Genomic DNA, 22,721 nt, shown 5'->3' on the forward strand with positions numbered 1-22,721 from the left:
CGCCCGACCTGGGGTCGGATCCCTTTCCAAACGGAAAGGGCTCTGACCCCATAGCCAGGTTTTGCACTACATTGGTGCAATGTCCGATCCCGCACCCCCGCCGTCCCTCGATGCCCTGGGCACGCCGCTGGCCTGGGCCGGGGCCGATGGCTGCATTGCCGGCTGCAATCCGGCCTTCGCCCGCTGGCTGGGCGTCAGTGTCCGGCGCCTGCTGGGTCGGCCGCTGGCCGCACTGGAAGTGCAGGGCGAGGCGCTGGCCCATTTCCTGGCCCGCGATGAGCGCGACAGCCTGCGCCTGAACCGGCTGGCGCTGGCGGTGCCCGGCGAAGCCCCGCGCTTCGCCGAGGGCTGGATGAGCCGCCGCGACGATGGAGGTTGGCTGCTGGAGGCGCATCCGGTCGATGAATTCCCCGGGCTCGACCCCACCCAGGCCCTGCCCAGCGCGCTCAGTGCGGCGCTGAAGGGGCTGGCCCATGAGCTACGCAATCCGCTGGCCGGGCTGAAGGGCGCCGCCCAGCTGCTGGCCCGCCGTGCCGCCCAGCGCGATGCCAGCGAACGCGAACTGATCGAGCTGATCGGCTCGGAGATCGAGCGCCTCAACGGCCTGCTCGACCAGCTGCTGTCGCCGGCGCCGGCGGCGCCGCACACCGAACTGAACATCCACGCTGCGCTGGAGCGCGTGCTGCGCCTGGCCGAGAACGAGGCCGGCTGGGCGGTGCGCCTGCAGCGCGACTACGACCCGAGTATTCCCGAATTCCATGGCGACGCTGATCGCCTCACCCAGGCGGTGTGGAACCTGGTACGCAACGCGATCCAGGCCGGCGCCGGCAGCATCACCCTGCGCACCCGCGTGGAGCATGGCGTGCGCATCGCCGAGCAGCTGCACACGCTGGCGCTGCGCCTGGAGATCGCCGACGACGGCCGTGGCGTGCCCGAGGAATTGGCCGAACACCTGTTCCTGCCGCTGGTCAGTGGCCGCGCCGAAGGCACCGGGCTGGGCCTGGCGCTGGCCCAGCAGGTGGCGCGCGAGCATCGCGGCACGCTCACCTACCGCTCGCGCCCGGGCCATACCGTGTTCACCCTGCTGCTGCCGATCGGCAACGGCGCCGCCCCGGCCGAGGAGGCCCCGCGCGATGTCTGAGTCATCCCCCTCTCCGCAGCGCATCTGGGTGGTCGACGACGATCGCGCCGTGCGCTTCGTGCTGTGCACTGCGTTGCGTGAGGCGGGCTATCAGGTCGTCGACTTCGACAGCGCCGCGCCCGCGCTGCAGGCGCTGCAGGAAGGTCCGCCGCCGGCCCTGCTGTTCACCGATGTGCGCATGCCCGGCGACGATGGCCTGGTGCTGCTCGACAAGCTCAAGGCAACGCTGCCGCAGCTGCCGGTGGTGGTGATGTCGGCTTATACCGATGTGGCCAGTACTGCCGGCGCGTTCCGCGGTGGCGCGCATGAATTCCTGTCCAAGCCGTTCGACCTGGACGATGCCGTGGCGCTGGCGCAGCGCGTGCTGCCAGCCGTGGCACCGGCCATGGCGGCACCCGCAGCGGCTGCCGAAATGTCCAGCGACCAGCCGCCGCAGCTGGTCGGCGATACACCGCCGATGCGCGCGCTGTTCCGTGCCATCGGCCGCCTGGCACAGGCGCCGCTGGCGGTACTGATCACCGGCGAGACCGGCACCGGCAAGGAGCTGGTGGCCAATGCCCTGCATCGCGAATCACCGCGTGCGCAGGGGCCATTCGTCGCGCTCAACACCGCCGCCATCCCCGCCGAGCTGCTGGAAAGCGAGTTGTTCGGCCACGAGGCCGGTGCCTTTACCGGTGCCCAGCGCCGCCATATCGGCCGTTTCGAGCAGGCCAACGGTGGCACGCTGTTCCTCGACGAGATCGGCGACATGCCGTTGCCGCTGCAGACCCGCCTGCTGCGCGTGCTTGCGCAGGGCGAGTTCTTCCGCGTGGGTGGCCGCGAGCTGATCCGGGTCGATGTGCGCGTGGTCGCCGCCACCCACCAGGATCTGGAAGGGCTGGTCGCACAGGGGAAGTTCCGCGCCGACCTGCTGCATCGCCTGGACGTGGTGCGCCTGCAGCTGCCGCCACTGCGCGAGCGCCGCGAGGACATCGCGCAGTTGGCCAGCACCTTTCTGGCCGCTGCCGCACGCAAGCTGGATACACCGCCGAAGCGGCTCACCGCCGCGGCCCTGCAGGCGCTGCGCGAGCATGACTGGCCGGGCAACGTGCGCGAACTGGAAAACGTGTGCTGGCGGATGTCCGCGCTGGCCGCCGCCGACACCATCGGCGTAGCCGACGTCGATACCGCACTCAACCGCAAGCGGGGCCGCCGCAGCCACGCGGCCGGGGCCGATCCTGGGCAGTGGGAAACGCTGCTGGCCGAATGGGCGCGCCGGCAGCTGGCCGAAGGCGCCGAAGGCCTGCACGCGCAGGTGCGCGAGCGGGTCGACCACGCCCTGCTGGAGGCCGCGCTGCAGATCACCCATGGTCGCCGCGCTGAGGCCGCCGCCCGCCTGGGCCTTGGCCGCAATACCCTTACCCGCAAGCTCGGCGCCGGGCGCCGCCGCGGGGGCCATTGAACGGTCCCTGCACGTGATCCTCGCGCCCGCTTGCCGAATTGTTGATCCGTCATGGACGATGCCGTCCTTAGTGTTGCCTGCAAGGAGTCTTTGATGCGCCTGTCCTTTGCCATCCTGCCGTTGTCCGCCGCCGTGCTGCTGTCTGCCTGTGGCAGTGCGCCGAAGAAGGCTGAACCCACGCCACCGCCGCCAACCGTGGTCAGTGCCGCTCGCCAGGCCGAGGCCAATCTCGCGCCGGCCTCGGCCAGCATCGTCAGCGGCCGCATCGCGCTGATGGCCGAACCCGGTGGCCTCCATATCACCGGCCTGATCGGTGGCCTGCAGCCGTTGCAGCAGGCCGGTTTCCACATCCACGAACGCGGCGACTGCAGCGCAGTGGATGCCAGCAGCGCCGGCAACCACTTCAATCCCGGTGGCGCTGCGCATGGCCGCGCCGGCACCGGCAAACACCATCTGGGCGACATGGACAACCTGCGTGCCGATGCCCAGGGCCGCGCCAACGTCGATATCCACCTCAAGGGCGTTACCCTTGGTGGAGGCGCCGCCACCGATATCGCCGGACGTGCACTGGTCGTGCACGCCAATGCCGATGACTATCGCAGCCAGCCCGCCGGCAATGCCGGCGTCCGCATCGCCTGTGGCCTGATCCGGGTCGTCCGCTGATCACTGCAGGCATCATCCAGGGAGAGATTCCATGCGTCTGATCCACACTTCGCTGTTTGCGGCCATCGCCGCACTGGGCCTGGCGGCCTGTAGCCAGCAGCCGGCCGCTCCGCAGACTGAAACTCCGCCAGTGGCACCGGCTGACGGCGCCACCACCGATCCGGCTGCTGCGCCGGCACCGGCGGCTGCACCGGCTGGCGATGCCTCGGCCACCGCCGAGCTCGCACCGACCCAAGGCAACGAAGCCAAGGGCAGCGTCACCTTCAAGGTGGTCGACGGCAAGGTCCACGTGACCGGCCAGCTCACCGGTCTGAAGCCGGGCAGCGAGCACGGCTTCCATATCCACGAGAAGGGCGACTGCAGCGCGCCGGACGGCATGAGCGCCGGTGGCCACTTCAACCCGGGCCACCAGGATCACGGCAACGTCGCCACCGATCCGCATCACGGCGGCGACATGCCCAACATCAAGGCCGACGACAAGGGCGTGGCCACCATCGACGGCCCGGTCTCGAGCAACGTCAACATCGGCAAGGGCGATGACTTCGACATCATCGGCCGTGGCCTGATCGTCCACGCCGATGCCGACGACTACAAGACCCAGCCGACCGGCAATGCCGGTGCACGCCTGGCGTGTGCGGTGATCAAGAAGGCCCCGTAAGAAACAAAGAACGCCGGCGAAAGCCGGCGTTTTCTTTATCGGTAGTGCCGGCCGCTGGCCGGCAATCGCAGATCCGCCGCAGGTTGCCGGCCAGCGGCCGGCACTACCAACAGATCACCCCGATCAGCGCGCCAGCAGTTCGCGCGCGTCCTGTCCGGCCTCGCAGTGCACGAACAGCACCGGCACGCCATGCGCTTCCAGCACCGCGGCCATCTGCCGCTGGCGCATCAGGAACTGCTCGTAGATGCCCTGCAGGCGTTCGCAATCGTTCTTGCCATGGTGGTAGTGCGCACACCAGCCCGCCGGGTCGAACAGCGCCATGCGTGCCTCGCCATGGGTATAGCGCAGCAGCGGCTCGGGTGCGGCGTTGAGCCACTCGTCCTCGCCCGGTGCCATGATCGCGGTCTCGATCAGTGGCCACAGCGCGGCCAGGCCCTGATTGTCGTACTGCATCGACATCATTGCGGCCAGGTCGTTCACCGTGAAGTAGCGCGCATGCTCGATGCGGGCACCGAAGGTGTTCTGCGCCATCAGCGCGGTATCGGCATGGGCCATGCCATTGGCCAGCAGCGTCTCTTCCAGTGCGTTGGCAACGGCATCGGTGGTGGCCACGTCGCTGCCGGTCAGCAGGAACGGCACCACGCGCAGTCCACCACCCACCAGGGTGGCATCGGCCTGGAACGGCAGCGGCACATCGCCGTTGGCATCGGTGCCGAAGGCCAGCAGGCGCGCGCCCTGGTTGCGGCCCGGGGCGCGCATCTGCAGTTCTTCCAGGCGGCGGTGGATCGGCCAGCCCGGGCGCAGTACTTCGGCCGGGTCGAAATGGGCGCCGGCGAATACCAGGTCCAGCTCGGCCACCTGTGGCACCAGCTTGGACAGGTCTCGGCCGATGCGCTCGGCCAGTTCACCGGCCTGTTCGGCGCTGAGTACCGCCTGGCGGGGGATTTCGCCGCCGGCCAGCTCCAGGGCCAGCACGCCAAGGGCATTCATCGCAGGGTCGGGTTTGCTCATGGTTCCACGGTTGGCCCATCACAGGGCGGCAGCTACACTTGGCTCCATTATGCCTGCTCCGTCGTGCAGGCCATGTTGCAGACACCCTCATCCATGCCAGGTATCTCCATGCCCAACGCTCGTCCCGTCGCCATCCTCGGTGGCGTCCGCATTCCGTTCTGCCGCCAGAACACCGCGTATTCGGATGTCGGCAACCTCGGCATGTCGGTCCGTACGCTGGGCGCGCTGGTCGAACGTTTCGGCCTGCACGGCCAGCAGCTGGGTGAAGTGGCGATGGGTGCGGTGATCAAGCATTCCAGCGACTGGAACCTGGGCCGCGAAGCCACGTTGTCCTCCGGCCTGTCGCCTCTGACCCCCGGCATCACCCTGCAGCGCGCCTGCGGCACCTCGCTGGACAGCATCATCACCGTTGCCAACAAGATCGCGCTGGGCCAGATCGAGTCGGGCATCGGCGGTGGTTCGGATACCACGTCCGACGTGCCGATCGTGTACGGCAAGAAGCTGCGCGCGCGCCTGCTGGCCGCCAACCGCGCCAAGAGCACCGGCGACAAGATCCGCGCGCTGACCTCCGGCTTCAAGTTCTCCGAGCTCAAGCCCGAGTTCCCGGGCGTGGCCGAGCCGCGTACCGGCAAGAGCATGGGCGACCACTGCGAAGACATGGCCAAGGAATGGAACATCTCGCGCGACTCGCAGGACGAGTGGGCGGTGTCCTCGCACAAGAAGCTCGCTGCCGCCTATGAGCGCGGTTTCTTCAACGACCTGATCGCCCCGTTCCGCGGCGTCGAGCGCGACAATATCCTGCGCGCGGATACCTCGCTGGAAAAGCTGGCCACGCTGAAGCCGGCCTTTGACAAGGTCTCCGGCCGCGGCACCCTGACGGCCGCCAACTCCACCCCGCTGACCGACGGCGCCGCCGCCGTGCTGCTGGCCAGTGAGGAGTGGGCGCGTGCACACGGCCACGAGCCACAGGCCTACCTGCGCGATGCGCATGTGTCCGCCGTCGACTTCGTGCATGGCGAAGGCCTGTTGATGGCCCCGACCGTGGCCGTGCCGGAGATGCTCAAGCGCAACGGCCTGACCCTGCAGGACTTCGACATCTACGAGATCCACGAAGCCTTCGCCGCGCAGGTGCTGTGCACGCTGCGTGCGTGGGAGAGCGAGGACTACTGCCGCAACCGCCTCGGCCTGGATGCGCCGATGGGCCGCATCGACCCGGACAAGATCAACCTGCTGGGCTCGTCGCTGGCCACCGGTCACCCGTTCGCCGCCACCGGCGCACGCGTGATCGCCACGGCGGCCAAGCAGCTGGCCGAGCGCGGCGGTGGCCGCGCGCTGGTGTCGATCTGCACCGCCGGCGGCATGGGCGTGGTGGCGATCGTCGAACGCTGAGCATCACGGTAGTGCCGGCCGCTGGCCGGCAACGCTGGCACGAAAACGCCGCCCGATGGGCGGCGTTTTTGTTGATGCTTCCCGCGTCGATCCACGCCATGCGTGGATACCGTGTGCGTCGTCAACGCAGCGGCGCAGGCCCGTACAGGTTGTCGCCTGGTTGGCCAGGGCGAAGCATGTTCAGCATCACGAACGCAGGGCCTGCCATGGGAACCAGGAGAACCAGGCACATCCAACCGGACTGGCCAAGATCGCGGAACCGGCGAGCCACGACAGCGTAGAACGGCACCACGCTCAACAGCAGGTAGCCGATCCACACATAGCCGGCCACGGTTTCCAGCGACATGTCGCCGGCCATATGGCCAGGCGGGCGATGGTGGGCTCCGTAGGAAAGTGCGCCAACAAGCAGCACATTCACCAGAAGCTGGAAAAGAAAGAAGAGCCAGAATTCGCGCCGTGACGCGCGCCCGGTGAAACGGGCGTAAAGGTGGAAGGGGCGGATGGCCAGATCGATCATGGACGGGCGCGCAGGGTGATGGATGGACCCGCAGCCTGTCCGGCGTACGTGCAATGCACCATGCAACGAGTTGCAAATCCACACGCAGGCAGCTGCCAGGCGTGTCTGGCCTGCGCTCAAAACATCCACGCATGGCGTGGATCTACCGGGCCGGCCCGTCCTGGGCAGGTGCCGGCCGGCGGCCGGTACTCCCGGTCACGGCAACGTCGGGTTGCCGAATTCGTCGCGCTCTTCGTTGGCGTTGTACACCGGCGGCTGCGCAGCAGTGGGCTGCTCTTCCACCGTGGCGTGCAGCGGGGCATCCGTGCCGCGCACCAGTTCCACGCTGACCTCGCCGCGCTGCAGGCGCAGTGCATTGGCCAGGCACTGCGCGGCCAGCGCGTGGTCGCCGCGCTGTGCGAACAGTTCGCCCAAGGCTTCCCAGGCCGGCGCACCCGCGCCGGCGGCGATCGCCTCGTGCAGGAACGCATCGGCGGCATCCCACTGCTGCTGGGCCAGTGCGACCCGGCCCTGCGCCAGGCGCAGCGCGGACGAGTCTTCGTGCACATTACGCCAGCGCGCCAGATTGGCCTGGCGGGTCGCCAGGCGCTCGGCCGGCAGGTGGCCATACAACGTCACCAGCGCGTCGTCCCAGCGCTGGTCCAGCGCCTGCTCCAGGGCCAGCAGTGCCGGCTCATCCCAGTTCAGGGCCACCGCGCGGCTGGCATAGGCACCCACCACGTCCGGCGTTGGCCGCAGCGCCTTCGGCGTGGCTTCCCACTGGGCGGCCAAGGCGTTGACGTCGGCTGCCTCCAGCAACGCCTGCGCGGCCAGGCGCGCTTCCAGTTCGCTGTTCGCGTCGGCCGGCAGCACCTTGCTCTGGCGCAGCGCGCCGAGCTGGCCATAGGCCTCGTGGGCACGGCCAGCGCGCGCCAGCGCTTCGGTACGCAACCACAGCCCACGCGGCGGCAGCGGTTGGATCGCCGCCACATCCAGCGCATTGATCGCATCCACCGGCAGGTCACGCGCCAGCAGCTGCTCGGCACGCAACAGTGCCTGCAGGGTGGCATCGCTTTCACCAAGGCGTTGCAGCAGTGCCTCGCCGGCAGGGCCATCGGCGCGCGCCTGCGCGCTGCGCACGGCATTGGCCAGTGCCACGCCACTTACTTCCGGGTCCTTGGCGGCACCGTCGAGCAGCTTTTCCGCGCGCTGCCACTGGCCGTGCTCATAGGCCTGCAGGCCATCGATCAGGCGCACCCGGCCCTGCTTGCGGCGGTAGCGCCCCCAGGCACGGAAGGGCGCGGCGATCAGGCTCCACAGCAGCCACAGCACCAGCACCGCGATCACCGTCAGCAGCGCCACTTTCGGCAGGTTGCTGTGGTAGTCATAGCCGCCGTAACGCAGGGTTACTTCGCCGTAGCGGTTGAGGTCATCGGTGCCGAGCCATTGCGCGGCCACCACGCCGATGGCCACGGCCAACAACAGCACGACCAGAGATTGCAGGGGTTTCATGCGGGGTTACCTCCGGTCGGTCTGGGTGCGCAGTTGCTGCAGGGTGCTGCCAAGAACAGCGTCGCTGGCCTGCAGCGGAAGTTCGCGCAAGGCCTTCAGTTCAGCACGTTGTGCGCGCAGGGCCGGTGAATCCGGCCAACGCCGCTGTGCCCAGTGCGCCACGCGGTCCAATGCGGTATCGCGGCCGGTGCGGTCGCCACGCTCGATCGCCGCGCGCGCCAGGGTCAGCTCCAGCTGCAGTGCGTCGTCGGCGCTGCGGCGCTCGGCGGCGGTCAGCGGCCCGTTCTGGCGGCTGGGGGTGATGTCCACGAACGGCGCCAGCGTGGCCTGCCACCACGGCTTGCCGGCCGTGCCGCTGCCGGTTGCGCCCGCAACCTGCGAGGGCAGGCCCTGCAGCGCTTTGGCCAAGGCATCCAGGCGCTGCAGCGACTGCACGCGCGGTCCTGCGCCAAGCGCATCCAGCGCTTCGCGTTCCTGCACCAGTGCCTGGCGCAGGTTCAGGCCATTACTGTCGGGAAGATCGGCCAGCGCGGTGGCGGCCTGCGCATACAGGCGGCGCGCGCCGTCCACGTCATCGGCGTAGTTCAGGCGCTGCGCGGCCTGGGTCAGCAGCAGCTCGGCCTCATCGCGCTGTACCGCCTGGCGGCCCTGGTTGGCGCTGTCGGCCAGCTTGGCCAGGTTTTCTTCCAGCAGCGCGCTGCGCTGCGAAAGGCCCAGCATCTCGTCGCGCAGCACACGGTTGGTGCTGGCCGCATCCTGCAGGCGCTGGCTGGTCGCGCGCTGGTCGCGGCGCAGTGCCTCCAGCGTGGCCTGCAGGCCCTGCAGCTGCACGGCGGTGGTCTGCGCCTGCGCGTGCTGCTCTTCCTGTTGCTGCTGCCACACGTACCAGCCGGCATAGCCGCCCGCGCCAAGCACGACCACACCGGCCAGCGGCAGCAGCCAACGCACGGGTCGACGGGGTGGAGTCATGGGCGGAGTGTCGTTCATGGGGCTTCCTTGTCGGCAGTGTCGCCGGTTGGAATCCGGCTGGCCGCGTTGTGCACAGCATCACCGCTGCCGACGGCAGCGGCAAGCGTGACCCACGTCCCTGTTCAGGTCGCTGCCGGGCCGGTGAGCGTGGTGTGTGCAGCAGCCACCAGCTGCGCGCTGGTGGGACCGGCACTGCGCGTGATGCGCTGCAGGCCCAGCGCCTGCGCTTGTTCACCGAGCCGGTCACTGGCGACCACCACATGCGCGTGCGCCCGCAGGCGCTGCTGCCAGGCCACCGGAAGTTGTTGCCAGAAATGCTGCAGCGCTTCGCCGCTGCTTACCGCCAGCACCCACGGCTGTGCCGAATGCGCCAGCCGTGCCAACGCGCGTTGTGGCAGGCGCAGCCGGCGGCGCTGGTAGACATTGGCGCGTTCGATCGTGGCGCCCGCCGCCTGCAGTTGGGTGGCAATCAGGCCGCGGCCGCCGGGGGCGGTCACCAGCCCGATCCGCAGGCCCTGCACGTCGGCCAGCACCGGCAGCGCCAGCAGGCCTTCGCTGTCCATCCGCTGCGGTGCGTGCACCTCGGTGATGCCTTGTGCCTGCAGCGCACGCGCAGTGCCTTCACCCACTGTCAGCCACGGGCTGCGCTGGGCGTCTGCCAGCGGCAGCAGGGACGCGGCGGCGGTGACGGCGGCGGGGCTGGTGAACACCACCCGATCGCAGTTCAGCGCGCGTTGCAGCTGGCGCACCACCGCGGTGCCGTGCACGCGCTGCAGGCGCCAAGGCGACAGGGCCAGCAGATGCCCGTCCAGCCCAGCAACGGCGCGGCGCAGCGCCGCATGCTGGCCCTGAGGGCGCAGCGAGATCAGGGTCCAGCCCGCGCCGGAACGGGTGGCGCCAGTGGGTATCGTATGGTCGGCCATTGCCTGCATTATGCGGGCCCTTCGTTGTCGTGGTCGCTGCTCCGATGTCCGTTGATGCCCTGACTTCCTCGTTGGCCGCCCTGCAGGACGTGCTGGACTGCATGCCGGCCGTCCGCGCCATGCAGATCCGCCTGGATGGCTATGCCGACGGCGTGCTGCGCATCACCGCGCCGCTGGCTGCCAACGTCAACGACAAGGGCAACGCCTTCGGCGGCAGCCTGGCCTCGGTGCTGACCCTGTCCGGCTGGGCGCTGGTGAGTCTGCGCCTGCGCCTGGCCGGCCATGACGCCGAGGTCTACGTGGCCGACAGCAACCTGCGCTACCTGGCACCGGTCTACGAAGACCTGCATGCCCACGCCGAGGCCGCCGAAGCCACTGGCTGGGATGCCTTCCTGAATACCTTCCGCCAGCGCCGCAAGGCCCGCATCAGCATCATCGCCACCCAGCCCGGCGCCGACGGGCGGGCTGCGGCCGAATTCAGTGGTCGCTTTGTTGCCTTCGCCAAAGGGTAGGATGGCAGGCTGACGTTCTGGGGAAACCACCGATGCGCCGCCTCATCCAGTTCCTGATGTGTTCCCTGCTGCTGGTCAGCGCCGTGGCCTCGGCCGACGATCTGAGCCGCAAGCAGCGCAAGCTGCTGGAAGAGACCCAGGTTGCCTATGGCGCCACCATCCGCTGGGGCAGCATGGACGATGCCATCGGCTACCTCGACCCCAAGCTGCGCAAGGAAAAGCCGCCTACCGAATTCGAGCTCAACCGCTACGCGCAGCTGCGCGTGTCGTCCTACCGCGAGCGCAGCAGCGCCGCGCTGGAAGGCGGCCTGGTCGAGCGCAGGGTCGAGATCGGGGTGATCAACCAGAACACCCAGGCCGAGCGCACCGTGGTCGTGGTCGAGCGCTGGCGCTGGGACCCGGAGGCCAAGCGCTGGTGGCAGGCCGCCGGTCTGCCGGACCTGTGGAAGGGGCAGTGACGGGCCGCGTCCGGCTTGTGCGACAATCGGCGCCCGCTTAATCGACCCGTGACCTGAGTGAATTACGAAGAGTTGCTGGCCTTTGCAGGCCGAAACCCGATGCTGTCCGCGGCCCTGGTCGGCCTGACCGTGGCCATCATCGTCACCGAAATCCGCCGCCTGTTCCGAGGCTTCAAGGGCATCAAGCCCGCCGAACTGACCCAGCTGATCAACGCGGGTGGCACGGTGGTGGTCGACCTGTCGGCCAGCGGTGACTTCGAGAAGGGCCACATTGCCGGCAGCCGCAATGCCCAGGCCAGTGCTTTCGGGCCGGACAACAAGCTGGTGGCCAATGCCAAACAGTCGCCGGTGGTACTGGTGTGCCGCAGCGGCAACGCCTCGGAAACCGCCGCCAAGGCGCTGAAGAAGGCCGGCTTCGAGAAGGTCTACGTGCTCGACGGCGGCATTCCCGCCTGGCAGCAGGCCGAATTGCCGTTGGTCAAGGGCCGCAACTGATCGTCGCAGGTGGCGGATCCGGCCTTGTATGGGCCTGATGCCGCCCCCATCGCAGTAGTTCGACCATCGTTTTCATTGCATTCACCTGGAGTTACTGGAAATGTCCGAAGAGATCACCAACGGCGCCGCTGCGCCGGTCGATGCCGCCACCGGCCCCGCTTTCACCGTCGAGAAGATCTACGTCAAGGACGTTTCCTTCGAGTCGCCGAACGCACCGACCATCTTCAATGACCAGGTGCAGCCCGAGCTGCAGCTGAACCTGAACCAGCAGGTGCAGCGCCTGGGTGAGAACGCCTTCGAAGTCGTGCTGGCCGTGACCCTGACCTGCCAGGCCGGTGAGCGCACCGCTTATGTGGCCGAAGTGAAGCAGGCCGGCGTGTTCGGCCTGGTTGGCCTGGACCCGCAGTCGATCGACGTGCTGCTCGGCACCCAGTGCCCGAACATCCTGTTCCCGTACGTGCGCCAGCTGATCAGCGACCTGATCCAGGCCGGTGGCTTCCCGCCGTTCTTCCTGCAGCCGATCAACTTCGAAGGCCTGTACGCAGAAACCCTGCGCCAGCGCCAGGAGCAGGGCGACGCACCGTCGCTGGCTGACTCCGAGCCGGTCGGCAACGCCTGACCCCTGCCGCGACGTCACGGATGAGCGCTACCGCTGACAAGATCGCCGTGCTCGGCGCCGGTTCCTGGGGAACCGCGCTGGCCAGTCTGCTCGCACGGCACGGTCACCCGACCGTGCTGTGGGGGCGCGATGCGGCCGTGGTCGAAGCCATCGACCAGCGCCACGAGAATCCGCGTTACCTGCCGGGCATCCCACTGCCGGACAGTCTGCGTGCCACCACCGACCTGGCGTCGGCGGTGGAGGGCGCCGCCTGGATCCTGGTGGTGACGCCGTCGCATGCCTTCAGCGAAACGGTGCGTGCGCTGGCACCGCTGCGTCCGGCCGGTGCCGGCGTGGCGTGGGCGACCAAGGGCTTTGAGCCCGGTTCTGGCCGCTTCCTGCATGAAGTGGCGCGCGAAGTGCTGGGTGAGGACGTGCCGTTGGCCGTCGTCACCGGGCCGTCGTTCGCCAAGGAAGTGACCCAGGGCCTGCCGACGGCGATCACCGTGCACGGTGACGTGCCCGAGTTCGCGCAGACCGTGGCCGAGGCCATGCATGGCCCGGCGTTCCGCGCCTACACCGGTGACGACATGGTCGGTGCCGAGCTGGGCGGGGCGATGAAGAACGTGCTGGCTGTGGCCACCGGCGTGGCCGATGGCATGCAGCTGGGCCTCAATGCCCGTGCCGGCCTGATCACCCGTGGTCTCAACGAGATGCTGCGCCTGGCCGCTGCGATTGGTGCCAAGCCGGAAACGCTGATGGGCCTGGCAGGCCTGGGCGATCTGGTGCTGACCTGCACCGGCGACCTGTCGCGTAACCGCCGCCTGGGCCTGGCCCTGGGCCGTGGCCAGACGCTGCAGGACGCTGTGCGCGAAATCGGCCAGGTGGTCGAGTCGGTGCAGACGGCCGACGAAGTGATGCGACAGGCGCGCCGCCATGGTATCGACCTGCCGATCTCCGACCGCGTGCGTGCCGTGCTGCACGGCGAGCAGACGCCGGAAGAAGGCCTGCGCGCATTGCTGGCGCGGGAACAGAAACCGGAATATCCGGACACGCTTTTCAAGTAAATCGAAAACCCCGGCCGGGCGCCGGGGTTTTTTTATGTGCGCGGCCCATCCACGCATGGCGTGGATCTACTACGGAACCCGCGGCATCCATCACCGCGCCCGCGCCGGTGCGTTGCCGTTGTCCATGTCCGAGAAAATCAACCACGGCCCATCGCCCACGCGTTTCAGCGTGAGCGTGAACTTGCCGGTATCGCCCACGTTGTTGCCGTAGGTGTACGCACCGATGATGTGTCCCGTGTTTTCCTCCACGGCGAAGGCCAGCGCACGCAACCGCAACGAACTGCTGCCCTGGCCGGCATACGCGGCCTCGATCGCGCTGCGCCCGCGCACCGGTGGCCGGTTGCTCTGCAGTACAAAGCCATCCTCGGCGAAGAGCGCGGCCAGTGCCTTGGCATCACCCGCGCGCCACGCCTGCTCGTAGTCGCGCAGCACGCGATCCAATGAAGGGGGCAGTGGCGCGTCCGGCAGCCGGGTGGTGGCAGGCGCGGAGGGTGGGCTTGCGGTTGCCAGCAGGGGGCCGGACAGGGCGAAAAGCATCAGGCAGATACGCATGGGCTCAGTCCTTTCGCGCGCCGGGCAATGGAACGGCGAGTATCCCCCATCCGCGCCCGGCAGGCGTTGGCTCAGGCCCCATTGAAAGCATGCGGCCGCTTCGGCATGCTCGGTGACAACCGGGGGAGGGGACACATGCATTTTTTCCAGCTGGACCAGTTCGCAGGTCATCTCAACGAAACCTTCAGCGCCGACATCGAGAATACCGGCGTACCTTTCGTGCTCGTCGAGGCCGCACCACTGCCTGACCAGCGGTTGGCCGGCCAGATGCGTGCGCCGTTCTCGTTGCTGTTCCGCAACGAGTCGGCGGTGCTGTTTCCGCAGCGCACCTACACCATGCGCCATCATGGTCTCGGTGAGTTCGGCATTTTCCTGGTGCCGATCGCGCGCGATCGGACCGGCTTCATCTACCAGGCGCTGTTCAACTGATTGCCCTGGCCACCCAGCGCATCCGCAGGTGGCTGCCGGTATCGCCTTCGGTGTGGAACGCGAGCCGTTCGTAGAGCCTGCGCGCGGCCAGATTCTCCCAGGCGACATGCAGGACGACACTGTGCAGCTGCACGGCATGTGCTGCGCACTGTACCCAGCGCACCAGGGCTGAGCCGATGCCGCGGCCACGCACGGCATCGAGCAACGCGATATCGATGAGGGTGGCCTCATGCTCATCGCAATGCAGGTACAGGCGCCCGATCGGCCGACCGTCCTGCTCGACCAGAAGATAATGCGCGGGCTGGTAGTGCCGGGTGTAGTGCAGGTGCTGCATCGCGAACTGGTTGTCGAGGAACGCGTGGCGCAGCGCGTCCGGCCACGGCACGTTCGCCAACTCGGCCGCACGTGACTCTGCATAGAGCCGTTGCAGGAAAGGCAGGTCGTCGTCCTGTGCTTCACGCACGCTGACACCTGCAGGAAGGCCATTCCCCGTCACCGGCAGCCAGGCTGCGCGCATCGGGGGAAAGGCCAGTGCCACGTTGGCGATCACGGCCGGGCGGGGAAGACGCCGGCCAGGCAGATGCAGAAATTCAAGGTGAGATAGGGCTGCCGGTTCTCGTGCGGCTGACCGCTGCCAGCCGGGAGCACCGTGATGGGCGGGAAGGTGCTGGTGACTGTCGGCGTCGCGGCCAGGATCGGGCTCGACTCGGGCGTGATCAGGGCATTGCCGGTGGCCGGCACGCCGCTGCGATGTGCGGAATCGGGCTGGTTGTAGATGCGCGCGCCATGGGTGTGGTTGGGCATCTGGTTGGTCAGCACCGTGACCGTGTCGCTGCCGAAGGTCTCGCCCATGACGCGGGGCGACAGCCCCGGGCCGCTGCCCTGGCCGCAGGCGATGTTGTTGGCGTAGTTCGGCAACTGGTAGGTGCTGGTGCCATTGCCGCCGAAGGTCGTGCCCAACAGCGAGAACAAGGCCGTGTTCTGCTGGATCGGCATCACCTGGCCCTGGCACATCGCCCAGTTGTAAGGGGCGTAGTTGAAGCCGTAGATCTGGATTTCGCCGAGGTAGGGATCGCTCATGATGTGGGTCCTGATGGCCGGCCGATGATCGTCAGCCTTGCGACGGGAAAACGCCCGCCCACGCGATGCAGTAGCGCGCAACCAACGAAGGCATGGTGTTGTCGTGCGGCTGGCTGCCGCCGACGGCGCTCACCGATGCTGCCGCCAGATTGCCGCTGCCAAGGCCGGTGGTGCTGTCGGTGTACAGCGTGTCGCCGCTGACCGCGCCGAGCTGCAACGCAGGCCCGGGTGCCGGGGAGCTGGCTGCCGAACTCACCGCATTGAACGTATGGGTATGTGCGGGCAGCTGGGCGGTGGTAAGGGTGACCGTCTCGGTGCCGCTCATCTGGCCCAGTACATAAGTGCCCAGCTGGTTGCCGGTGCCCTGGTGGATCGGCACGCGGCCGCACAGGTTGGGCAGGCCGAAGGTGGTCACGCCATCGCCGCCGTAGGTGGTACCGATCAGCATGAACAGTACTTCGTATTCCGAGATCGGCAGCAGTTGGCCAGCACAATCGAACCATCCTACTGGCGCGAAGTTGTAGGGAAACAGACGGACTTCGCCAACAAAAGGTTGAGACATGGAAGAAACTCCGGTCAGTTGCGCGAAGGGAAGAGTCCGGAAAGTGCAATGCAGAAGTTGAGGACCAGATACGGTTGCAGGTTTGCGTGCGGCTGGGTCTGGCCGCTGTTATCGAGCACATTCAGGGGTACCTGGGTACCGCCGGACGCGCCATAGACATTCTGCGTCCCGGTCTTTCCGAGCAGCACGTTGCCCTGCGGAATGCGCGTTGTACCGTCGGCGGTGGTGCCGCCGAATACGTGCGTGTGCGGGGGGATCTGCGTGGCCAGCAGGGTTACGTTCTCCACGCCCTGGCGTTCGCCCATGTTGCTGCCGAAGGTGGATCCCCTGGGCGTACGGCTGCGCAGGTCGGGAAGCTGGAAGTTGGTTGTGCCGTTGCCGCCGTAGTTGATGCCAAGCAGCGCAAACAGTGCGGCGTTCTGTTGGATGGGAAGCAATTGCCCATTGCAGAATGCGAATGACCTGGGCGCGAAGTTGAACGCCACGGGCATTATCTGCCCGAGAAAGGGTTCCGACATACGATATTCCCCCTGGGATAGGCGCCGGCACTCAGCCCCCGGCCGGCGACATAACTCTGGCGCATTATCATTATCCTTGACAAGTGCCTGGCCCTATGGGCAAGAATATCGCGCTGCCAGCCCAAGGGATGCAGGGATTCAAGGGGGGCAGGACCGCCAGGCAGGGCCAGGGAGTCTGCAGGGTGGGGAGGTCAGGAACCGCGGCGCCCGTTCGGGGGCCACGGCGGTTTTCTCACTCGCGCCACACGGCGCAGCGTCCGTCGGGAAGGCGGGCAAGCAGGGGGCACAACATGTGGCACGCAGAGTCGATGCATCGCGACGCGATGCGCCATGGGCTCGGCCGTCGTTTTTGGGGCCGCCTCGGGGCAATCCTGCTACTGGGCACCACGCTTGCCCTGCCTGCGGTTTCACATGCGGCATGCCCGACCTTCACGCCGGTCAATGCCAGCGCAGGTTCGCCGATGGCCGCGGGCGGCACGATCATCATCGACGCCTCGAGCTGCCAGGGCGTTGCAGGCTTCGGCATCGGTAACGTGACCACGCCGGCCAGCAATGGTACGGCCACCATCACCAGCCATGCTGCCTCGAAGATCTCCTACGCCCACAGCGGCAACGGATCGACCACCGACACCTTCGCCTTCGATGACGGTACCGGCTCGCACAACGTTCTGGTCACCGTGTACATCCAGGCCGCTGCTTCGCCGATCACGATTTCGCCGGCCACCGTGCCCAGCGGAACGGTGGGCACGCCCTATGCCGGTGTCACGCTCAGTGCCAGCGGTGGTACCGCGCCTTACAGCTATGCAGTCACATCCGGTGCATTGCCGGCCGGAATGACATTGAGCACCGGTGGCGTCCTGTCCGGCACGCCGACCACGCAGGGGACGTTCCCGTTCTCGGTCACAGCCACTGACAATGCGGGCACGCCGCTGACCGGCACGGCAAGCTACTCGATCAGCATTGCGGCACCGACCATCAGCGTGACCAACACGCCCAGCGCTGCGGCGATCAATACCCCTTATTCCTTCACATTGACCGGTGCCGGCGGCACTGCCCCCTACACCTACATTCTCGACGCCGGCACCCTGCTGCCTGCGGGTCTGTCGTTGGCCACCAACGGCACCATCAGTGGCACGCCGACCGCGCTGGGCCTGACGAACTTCACCGTGCGCATCACTGACAGCAGCGCGCCGACGCCGTTCTTCTCGGCGTCCAACCTGTCGATCAACGTGCAGAACGTTGTTCCGCCGGTGGCCAATGCGGTCAGCGCCACCGTGGGCCATGGCAGCAGCAACAACCTCATCACCCTGAGTCTCTCCGGCGGCACGGCCACCTCGGTCGCGGTTGCTACCTCGGCCACGCACGGCGTGGCCACCGCCAGCGGCACCACCATCCTCTACACGCCTGCGGCCAGCTATTCCGGCACGGACAGCTTCACCTACACCGCCACCAATGCCGGCGGCACCTCGGCGCCGGCCACCGTCACGGTCACCGTGTCGGCGGCCACCATCAGCTACGCGCTGTCCAGCCCGGCAGCAGGCACGGTCGGACTGGCCTACAGCCAGCCACTGACCGGCGCCAGCGGCGGTACTGCGCCGTACACCTACGCGATCGCCAGCGGCAGCCTGCCGCCGGGCATCACCCTGGCCGGCAATGGCACGTTGTCCGGCACGCCTACCGCCAACGGCATCTTCACCTTCACTGCGCGTGCCACCGACAGCAGCACCGGCACGGGTCCGTTCGGTGCCACCAGTGGCTCGCTGACGCTGACCATTGCCGCCGCAACGCTCACCTATGCACCGGCCACCCCGCCGGCGGCGACGGTCGGCGTGGCCTACAGCCAGTCACTGGCCAGCGCCAGTGGTGGCGTCGCGCCATATTCCTACGCAATCGCATCCGGCAGCCTGCCGCCGGGCGTCACCCTGGCCAGCAACGGCACCCTGTCCGGTACGCCGACCGCAGGCGGCAGCTTCAACTTCACGGTCACCGTGACCGACAGCAGCGGCGGCAGCGGACCGGTCAGCACCACCAGTGGCTCCGTGCAGCTGACGGTGAATGCACCGACGATCACGATCAACCCAACCACGCTGCCCAATGCGAGTGCCGGCACCGCCTACAACCAGAACCTGACGGCCACCGGTGGGACTGGCACCTATACGTATGCGCTTGCCGCAGGCACGTTGCCGCCTGGCATCACCCTGTCCAGTGCAGGTGTGCTCAGCGGTACGCCGACCGCTGCCGGTAGCTTCACTTCGACGATCACCGTCACCGACAGCAGTACCGGCGGCGGCCCCTACACCGGCAACCGCGCCTACACCTTCAACGTGAGTGCGCCGTCGCTGACGCTGACGCCGCCCGCGGGCAGCCTCTCCGGCACGGCCGGCGCTCCATTGACCGTCACCTTCAGCGCGGGCAATGGCAATGCGCCGTATGCCTACGATATCAGCGCGGGTGCATTGCCCAGCGGTGTGACCCTGTCGCCCACGGGTACGCTGTCTGGCTCGCCGACGGTTTCCGGTACCTTCACCTTCTCGGTGCGCGTCACCGACAGCACCACCGGTACCGGTGCGCCCTTCAGAAGGACCCAGAACTACATCCTCACCGTCGCCGCACCGACCATTACCCTGTCACCTGGTGTGCTGCCGGCTCCGACCGCAGGTGTTGCCTACAGCCAGATCATCACCGCCAGCTCCGGCCAGCCGACGACCTTCACCTATGCCATCACTACGGGGCAGGTGCCGGTCGGCCTGAGCCTCAACACCGCTACCGGTGAGCTGAGTGGCACGCCCACCCAGGTCGGCGGCTACAACTTCACCGTCACCGCCACCGATGCCGGTGGGTTCACCGGCAGCAGCAACTACGGCGGCACGGTCGGCGCACCGACGCTGTCGCTGACGCCGGGCACCCTGGCGGCCGCTTCGGCCGGCGTCGCCTACAGCACCACCTTCGTCGCCAGCGGTGGCACGGCGGGCTACACCTACCAGCTCACGGGCGCCCTGCCGAGCGGCCTGTCGTTCTCGCCGTCGTCCGGCGTGCTCAGCGGTACGCCCACACAGGCGGGCAACTTCAACATCAGCGTAAGGGCGACCGACAGCACCACCGGTACCGGCGCGCCGTTCTCCATCACCACCAGTTACACGTTGGCCGTCTCGGCACCGACGATCGTGGTCGACCCGACCACCGTGCCAGCGGCGACCGGTGGCGCGGCCTACGCTCAGACACTGACTGCCAGCGGCGGCAACGGAACCTACAGCTTCAGCGTGACCGGTGGTGGGCTGCCGTCCGGTATCACGCTGAGCAGTGCGGGCGTATTGTCGGGCACACCCACCGTGGCCGGCACTTTCAACTTCACCGTGCAGGCCACCGACGGCAACAACTTCACCGGTAGCCGGGCCTATTCCCTGGTGGTCAACGCGCCGGCCATCACCCTGGCACCGGCCACATTGCCAGCGGGCTCGGGCGGTGTGGCCTACAGCCAGACCCTCACCGCGTCCGCCGGTGTCGGCAGCTATACCTTCAGCCTGTCGGCGGGCGCACTGCCTCCGGGTATCGGCCTGAGCAGCAGCGGCGTGATCAGTGGCATACCGACCAACACCGGCAGCTTCAACTTCACCGTCACCGCCACCGACAGCGTCGGCTTCACCGGCAGCCAGGCGTTTACGTTCACCGTGGCGGCACCGACCATCGCCATCACACCGGCCACGCTGCCAGCGGCCACCGGCAGCATCGCCTACAGCCAGACGCTGACCGCCAGCGGTGGCAATGGCGGCTATACCTACAGCCTGGCCACCGGAACGCTACCGCCCGGTATCACCCTGAGCAGCGCCGGCGTGGTCAGCGGCACGCCGACCACCACCGGCAGCTATGCCTTCACTGTCACCGCCACCGATGGCTTCAGCTTCACTGGCAGCCAGACCTATACGGTGGCCGTGAACGCACCAGCCATCGTGTTCGTGCAGACCACGTTGCCCGGTGGGCAGGTCGCCGCCACCTACAACCAGACGCTCAGTGCCGGCGGTGGCAGTGGCAGCTTCACCTACAGCGTGACGTCCGGCGCGCTGCCGCCGGGCATCGCGCTCAGCGGCGCCGGTGCCCTCAGCGGCACGCCCACCGCCGCGGGCAGCTTCAGCTTCACCGTAACCGCCACCGACACGTTCGGGTTCACCGGCAGCCAGGCGTTCACTGTTGGCGTCAACCAGCCGGTGCCGGTCGTGGTGAACGATGCGGCGACCACACCAGCCAATGCACCGGTCACCATCAACGTCACCGCCAACGACACCGGACCGATCACCAGCATCGCCATCGCGCAGGCACCGGTGCATGGCACGGCCTCGGTCAATGGGCTCGACGTGGCGTATACGCCGGCCAGCAACTTCTTCGGCAACGACAGCTTCACCTATATCGCCACCGGTCCAGGCGGAACGTCCACCGCGGCGACCGTCAGCGTCACCGTCACGCCGCTGGCGGTGCCAGTGGCCGCCGCGCAGAGCGCCACCGTGCTGGCCGGCCAGTCGGTGACCGTGCAGGCCGAGGCCGGGGCGATCAATGGCCCCTTCACTGCGGTCGCGATCAGCCGTGCACCATCATCCGGCACGGCGGTGGTACAGGGTGCGAGCATCGTCTACACCGCTGCGGCCGATGCCTCCGGCGCCGTCGATTTCGACTACACGCTCAGCAACCCGTTCGGCGTCTCGGCACCGGCGCGGATCAGCGTGACCGTCAATCCGCGGCCGGTGGCGCCGGCGCTGACCGCCACCGCAATCGCCGGGCGCGTGGTCAACGTCGATCTCACCTCGACCGCGCGCGGTGGGCCGTTCACTGCCGCCAACGTGGTCTCGGTATCGCCGGCCGATGCCGGCACCGCCACCATCGCCGCCAGCGGCGCTGGCTACACGCTCGCCTTCACCTCGGCAGCGACGTTTGGTGGCGCGGTGCGCATCACCTATACGCTCAGCAATGCATACGCCACTTCTGCGCCGGGTACGGTCGACGTGATGGTCAAGCCACGCAGCGACCCCTCGCGCGATGCCGAAGTGCTGGGCGTGCTGGAAGCGCAGGTGGAGGGGGCGCGGCGCATGGCGATTGGCCAGATCACCAACTTCCAGCGCCGCCTGGAAAGCCTGCGCGCCGGAGGCGGCGGTGCCGGCTTCAGCAACGGCATCACCTTCGGTTCGGCCAGCAGCCAGCGCCGTGCGCAGCAGGACGATCTGCTGCGCAAGGGCATCGGCGCCAGCGGTGAAGCGTTGTCGATGATCGACGAACCCGCCTTGCAGTCGACCGTGGCGCCCGCTGCAGCATCGTCCGATGGCTTCGCCTTCTGGACCGGTGGTGCGGTGAACTTCGGCACGCTCAAGCCGGGTGCCGGCAGCAACGGCATCGACTTCACCACGTCCGGCGTCAGCGTGGGCGCTGACCGCCAGCTTGGCCCGTCGCTGACGCTGGGTGCCGGCCTGGGCTACGGCCATGACGCCTCGGATATCGGGCGTAACGGCAGCCGCAGCACAGTGGATGGCTACAGCGTGGCCACCTACGGCAGCTTCCATCCCGAAGGCGGGTTCTACGTGGATGGCCTGCTGGGCTACCAGTGGCTGACGTTCGATGCGCGCCGCTTCATCACCGACAACGGCAAGACGGCCTACGGCAGCCGCGATGGCACGCAGTGGTTCGCCTCGCTGTCTACCGGCTACCAGCACCGCAACGACAACCTGCTGCTGACCCCGTATGGCCGCCTGGATCTGGCGCGGGCCACGCTGGATGGTTATCGAGAGCACGACGATGATGTGTACGCACTCGATTACCAGCGGCAGACCGTCAACACCAGCACCGCCACCGCCGGCGTGCTGGCGCAGTGGCTGGTGAAGCGTGACTACGGCATGTGGACGCCGCAGCTGCGCGCCGAGTTTGGCCACGACATGCAGGGCTCCAGCCAGGCCTTCATGCGCTACGTGGACCTGATGTCCGGGCCGGTCTATCGCGCCACGCTCGACCGCCAATCGCGCAACCACACGCTGCTGGGTGCCGGTATCGGCCTGCAGACGCTGAAGGGCTGGACGCTGCGTGCCGAGTACCAGAACCAGCTCGACAGCAGCAGCCGCGACAACCAGGGCATCCAGATCAGCGTGCAGAAGACGCTGCCGCCGTGATCGATGCAGCGGCGGCGGCCTGCCGGTCGCCGCCGCAGGCGGCCTGTATCCGTACAATCGTGTCTCCGGCAGGTGCGACGAGCGCGCCTGCGCCGGGCATCGAA

22 protein-coding genes are annotated in these 22,721 nt (G+C 68.0%); 12 read left to right on the plus strand and 10 right to left on the minus strand.

The window, feature by feature from the left end; translation table 11 throughout:
• Positions 1–79 precede the first annotated feature (79 nt).
• The 4 genes from ABH900_RS11850 to ABH900_RS11865 all read left to right on the plus strand — a co-directional run bounded on the left by ABH900_RS11850 (position 80) and on the right by ABH900_RS11865 (position 3,903).
• Positions 80–1,141 (plus strand): two-component system sensor histidine kinase NtrB, encoded by a 1,062-nt coding sequence (locus ABH900_RS11850; RefSeq protein WP_429623040.1) that lies wholly within the window; start codon positions 80–82, stop codon positions 1,139–1,141.
• Positions 1,134–2,582: a nitrogen regulation protein NR(I) gene (gene ntrC / locus ABH900_RS11855; protein WP_429623041.1), complete on the plus strand. Its 1,449-nt coding sequence runs from the start codon at positions 1,134–1,136 to the stop codon at positions 2,580–2,582. The genes ABH900_RS11850 and ntrC overlap by 8 nt, the downstream gene beginning before the upstream one ends.
• A gap of 93 nt (positions 2,583–2,675) precedes the next feature.
• Positions 2,676–3,245: a superoxide dismutase family protein gene (locus tag ABH900_RS11860; protein WP_429623042.1), complete on the plus strand. Its 570-nt coding sequence runs from the start codon at positions 2,676–2,678 to the stop codon at positions 3,243–3,245.
• A 31-nt stretch (positions 3,246–3,276) separates the two neighbouring features.
• Positions 3,277–3,903 (plus strand): superoxide dismutase family protein, encoded by a 627-nt coding sequence (locus ABH900_RS11865; RefSeq protein WP_429623043.1) that lies wholly within the window; start codon positions 3,277–3,279, stop codon positions 3,901–3,903.
• A 123-nt stretch (positions 3,904–4,026) separates the two neighbouring features.
• On the opposite strand, the gene ABH900_RS11870 is transcribed toward ABH900_RS11865, so the two are convergent.
• Positions 4,027–4,914, minus strand: coding sequence for a hypothetical protein (locus ABH900_RS11870; protein WP_429623044.1), 888 nt, complete (start codon positions 4,912–4,914; stop codon positions 4,027–4,029).
• Between the two features lie 93 nt (positions 4,915–5,007).
• Here ABH900_RS11870 and ABH900_RS11875 point away from each other — a divergent pair, with 93 nt between their 5' ends.
• Positions 5,008–6,303 carry an acetyl-CoA C-acetyltransferase gene (locus ABH900_RS11875; RefSeq protein WP_429623045.1) on the plus strand — a complete coding sequence of 432 codons (1,296 nt, stop codon included), beginning with the start codon at positions 5,008–5,010 and terminating at the stop codon, positions 6,301–6,303.
• Between the two features lie 121 nt (positions 6,304–6,424).
• Here the strand turns inward: ABH900_RS11875 and ABH900_RS11880 are convergent, their stop codons facing one another.
• The 4 genes from ABH900_RS11880 to ABH900_RS11895 all read right to left on the minus strand — a co-directional run bounded on the left by ABH900_RS11880 (position 6,425) and on the right by ABH900_RS11895 (position 10,212).
• Positions 6,425–6,820 (minus strand): DUF805 domain-containing protein, encoded by a 396-nt coding sequence (locus ABH900_RS11880; protein WP_429623046.1) that lies wholly within the window; start codon positions 6,818–6,820, stop codon positions 6,425–6,427.
• A 195-nt stretch (positions 6,821–7,015) separates the two neighbouring features.
• Complete coding sequence (locus ABH900_RS11885) at positions 7,016–8,311, minus strand: heme biosynthesis HemY N-terminal domain-containing protein (protein ID WP_429623047.1); 1,296 nt, start codon at positions 8,309–8,311, stop codon at positions 7,016–7,018.
• A 6-nt stretch (positions 8,312–8,317) separates the two neighbouring features.
• The gene (locus ABH900_RS11890; protein ID WP_429623048.1) at positions 8,318–9,298 is read right to left on the minus strand and encodes a uroporphyrinogen-III C-methyltransferase; all 981 of its coding nucleotides are present in this window, start codon (positions 9,296–9,298) and stop codon (positions 8,318–8,320) included.
• 104 nt (positions 9,299–9,402) lie between these two features.
• Positions 9,403–10,212: a uroporphyrinogen-III synthase gene (locus ABH900_RS11895; RefSeq protein ID WP_429623049.1), complete on the minus strand. Its 810-nt coding sequence runs from the start codon at positions 10,210–10,212 to the stop codon at positions 9,403–9,405.
• Positions 10,213–10,247: 35 nt separating this feature from the next.
• Between ABH900_RS11895 and ABH900_RS11900 the strand changes: the two genes are divergently transcribed.
• The 5 genes from ABH900_RS11900 to ABH900_RS11920 all read left to right on the plus strand — a co-directional run bounded on the left by ABH900_RS11900 (position 10,248) and on the right by ABH900_RS11920 (position 13,333).
• Complete coding sequence (locus ABH900_RS11900) at positions 10,248–10,715, plus strand: YiiD C-terminal domain-containing protein (RefSeq protein WP_429623050.1); 468 nt, start codon at positions 10,248–10,250, stop codon at positions 10,713–10,715.
• Between the two features lie 32 nt (positions 10,716–10,747).
• Positions 10,748–11,173, plus strand: a complete 426-nt coding sequence (locus ABH900_RS11905; RefSeq protein WP_429623051.1) for a hypothetical protein — start codon at positions 10,748–10,750, stop codon at positions 11,171–11,173.
• A gap of 57 nt (positions 11,174–11,230) precedes the next feature.
• Positions 11,231–11,668, plus strand: a complete 438-nt coding sequence (locus ABH900_RS11910) for a rhodanese-like domain-containing protein (RefSeq protein ID WP_004134671.1) — start codon at positions 11,231–11,233, stop codon at positions 11,666–11,668.
• A gap of 100 nt (positions 11,669–11,768) precedes the next feature.
• Positions 11,769–12,287, plus strand: a complete 519-nt coding sequence (secB, locus tag ABH900_RS11915) for a protein-export chaperone SecB (protein ID WP_429623052.1) — start codon at positions 11,769–11,771, stop codon at positions 12,285–12,287.
• A 20-nt stretch (positions 12,288–12,307) separates the two neighbouring features.
• The gene (locus ABH900_RS11920; RefSeq protein WP_429623053.1) at positions 12,308–13,333 is read left to right on the plus strand and encodes an NAD(P)H-dependent glycerol-3-phosphate dehydrogenase; all 1,026 of its coding nucleotides are present in this window, start codon (positions 12,308–12,310) and stop codon (positions 13,331–13,333) included.
• A 90-nt stretch (positions 13,334–13,423) separates the two neighbouring features.
• Here ABH900_RS11920 and ABH900_RS11925 read toward each other — a convergent pair whose 3' ends face one another.
• Positions 13,424–13,885 carry a YybH family protein gene (locus ABH900_RS11925; protein WP_429623054.1) on the minus strand — a complete coding sequence of 154 codons (462 nt, stop codon included), beginning with the start codon at positions 13,883–13,885 and terminating at the stop codon, positions 13,424–13,426.
• Positions 13,886–14,020: 135 nt separating this feature from the next.
• Between ABH900_RS11925 and ABH900_RS11930 the strand changes: the two genes are divergently transcribed.
• Complete coding sequence (locus ABH900_RS11930; protein WP_429623055.1) at positions 14,021–14,314, plus strand: DUF6916 family protein; 294 nt, start codon at positions 14,021–14,023, stop codon at positions 14,312–14,314.
• Here ABH900_RS11930 and ABH900_RS11935 read toward each other — a convergent pair.
• The 4 genes from ABH900_RS11935 to ABH900_RS11950 form a co-directional block, all read right to left on the minus strand.
• Entirely contained in the window at positions 14,307–14,777 is a 471-nt protein-coding gene (locus ABH900_RS11935; protein WP_429623057.1) for an N-acetyltransferase family protein, read from the minus strand. The genes ABH900_RS11930 and ABH900_RS11935 overlap by 8 nt on opposite strands.
• Before the next feature lie 83 nt (positions 14,778–14,860).
• Complete coding sequence (locus ABH900_RS11940; protein WP_429623058.1) at positions 14,861–15,394, minus strand: phage tail protein; 534 nt, start codon at positions 15,392–15,394, stop codon at positions 14,861–14,863.
• Positions 15,395–15,425: 31 nt separating this feature from the next.
• Entirely contained in the window at positions 15,426–15,956 is a 531-nt protein-coding gene (locus tag ABH900_RS11945; RefSeq protein WP_429623059.1) for a phage tail protein, read from the minus strand.
• 14 nt (positions 15,957–15,970) lie between these two features.
• Positions 15,971–16,474 carry a phage tail protein gene (locus tag ABH900_RS11950; protein ID WP_429623061.1) on the minus strand — a complete coding sequence of 168 codons (504 nt, stop codon included), beginning with the start codon at positions 16,472–16,474 and terminating at the stop codon, positions 15,971–15,973.
• 290 nt (positions 16,475–16,764) lie between these two features.
• Here ABH900_RS11950 and ABH900_RS11955 point away from each other — a divergent pair, with 290 nt between their 5' ends.
• The gene (locus ABH900_RS11955) at positions 16,765–22,617 is read left to right on the plus strand and encodes a putative Ig domain-containing protein (protein WP_429623063.1); all 5,853 of its coding nucleotides are present in this window, start codon (positions 16,765–16,767) and stop codon (positions 22,615–22,617) included.
• Positions 22,618–22,721: the final 104 nt, after the last annotated feature.

This window comes from Stenotrophomonas sp. AN71, from assembly GCF_050435725.1.
GTDB lineage: Bacteria > Pseudomonadota > Gammaproteobacteria > Xanthomonadales > Xanthomonadaceae > Stenotrophomonas.

Bases quoted from the DNA above. Each gene is read 5' to 3' on its own strand.
- ABH900_RS11885 (WP_429623047.1), bottom strand. From the start codon at position 8,311: ATGAAACCCCTGCAATCTCTGGTCGTGCTGTTGTTGGCCGTGGCCATC.
- ABH900_RS11920 (WP_429623053.1), top strand. From the start codon at position 12,308: ATGAGCGCTACCGCTGACAAGATCGCCGTGCTCGGCGCCGGTTCCTGG.
- ABH900_RS11895 (WP_429623049.1), bottom strand. From the start codon at position 10,212: ATGCAGGCAATGGCCGACCATACGATACCCACTGGCGCCACCCGTTCC.
- ABH900_RS11925 (WP_429623054.1), bottom strand. From the start codon at position 13,885: ATGCGTATCTGCCTGATGCTTTTCGCCCTGTCCGGCCCCCTGCTGGCA.
- secB (WP_429623052.1), top strand. From the start codon at position 11,769: ATGTCCGAAGAGATCACCAACGGCGCCGCTGCGCCGGTCGATGCCGCC.
- ABH900_RS11865 (WP_429623043.1), top strand. From the start codon at position 3,277: ATGCGTCTGATCCACACTTCGCTGTTTGCGGCCATCGCCGCACTGGGC.
- ABH900_RS11905 (WP_429623051.1), top strand. From the start codon at position 10,748: ATGCGCCGCCTCATCCAGTTCCTGATGTGTTCCCTGCTGCTGGTCAGC.
- ABH900_RS11940 (WP_429623058.1), bottom strand. From the start codon at position 15,394: ATGAGCGATCCCTACCTCGGCGAAATCCAGATCTACGGCTTCAACTAC.
- ABH900_RS11930 (WP_429623055.1), top strand. From the start codon at position 14,021: ATGCATTTTTTCCAGCTGGACCAGTTCGCAGGTCATCTCAACGAAACC.
- ABH900_RS11870 (WP_429623044.1), bottom strand. From the start codon at position 4,914: ATGAGCAAACCCGACCCTGCGATGAATGCCCTTGGCGTGCTGGCCCTG.
- ABH900_RS11955 (WP_429623063.1), top strand. From the start codon at position 16,765: ATGTGGCACGCAGAGTCGATGCATCGCGACGCGATGCGCCATGGGCTC.
- ABH900_RS11880 (WP_429623046.1), bottom strand. From the start codon at position 6,820: ATGATCGATCTGGCCATCCGCCCCTTCCACCTTTACGCCCGTTTCACC.
- ABH900_RS11950 (WP_429623061.1), bottom strand. From the start codon at position 16,474: ATGTCGGAACCCTTTCTCGGGCAGATAATGCCCGTGGCGTTCAACTTC.
- ABH900_RS11900 (WP_429623050.1), top strand. From the start codon at position 10,248: ATGTCCGTTGATGCCCTGACTTCCTCGTTGGCCGCCCTGCAGGACGTG.
- ABH900_RS11875 (WP_429623045.1), top strand. From the start codon at position 5,008: ATGCCAGGTATCTCCATGCCCAACGCTCGTCCCGTCGCCATCCTCGGT.
- ABH900_RS11945 (WP_429623059.1), bottom strand. From the start codon at position 15,956: ATGTCTCAACCTTTTGTTGGCGAAGTCCGTCTGTTTCCCTACAACTTC.
- ABH900_RS11890 (WP_429623048.1), bottom strand. From the start codon at position 9,298: ATGAACGACACTCCGCCCATGACTCCACCCCGTCGACCCGTGCGTTGG.
- ntrC (WP_429623041.1), top strand. From the start codon at position 1,134: ATGTCTGAGTCATCCCCCTCTCCGCAGCGCATCTGGGTGGTCGACGAC.
- ABH900_RS11860 (WP_429623042.1), top strand. From the start codon at position 2,676: ATGCGCCTGTCCTTTGCCATCCTGCCGTTGTCCGCCGCCGTGCTGCTG.
- ABH900_RS11850 (WP_429623040.1), top strand. From the start codon at position 80: ATGTCCGATCCCGCACCCCCGCCGTCCCTCGATGCCCTGGGCACGCCG.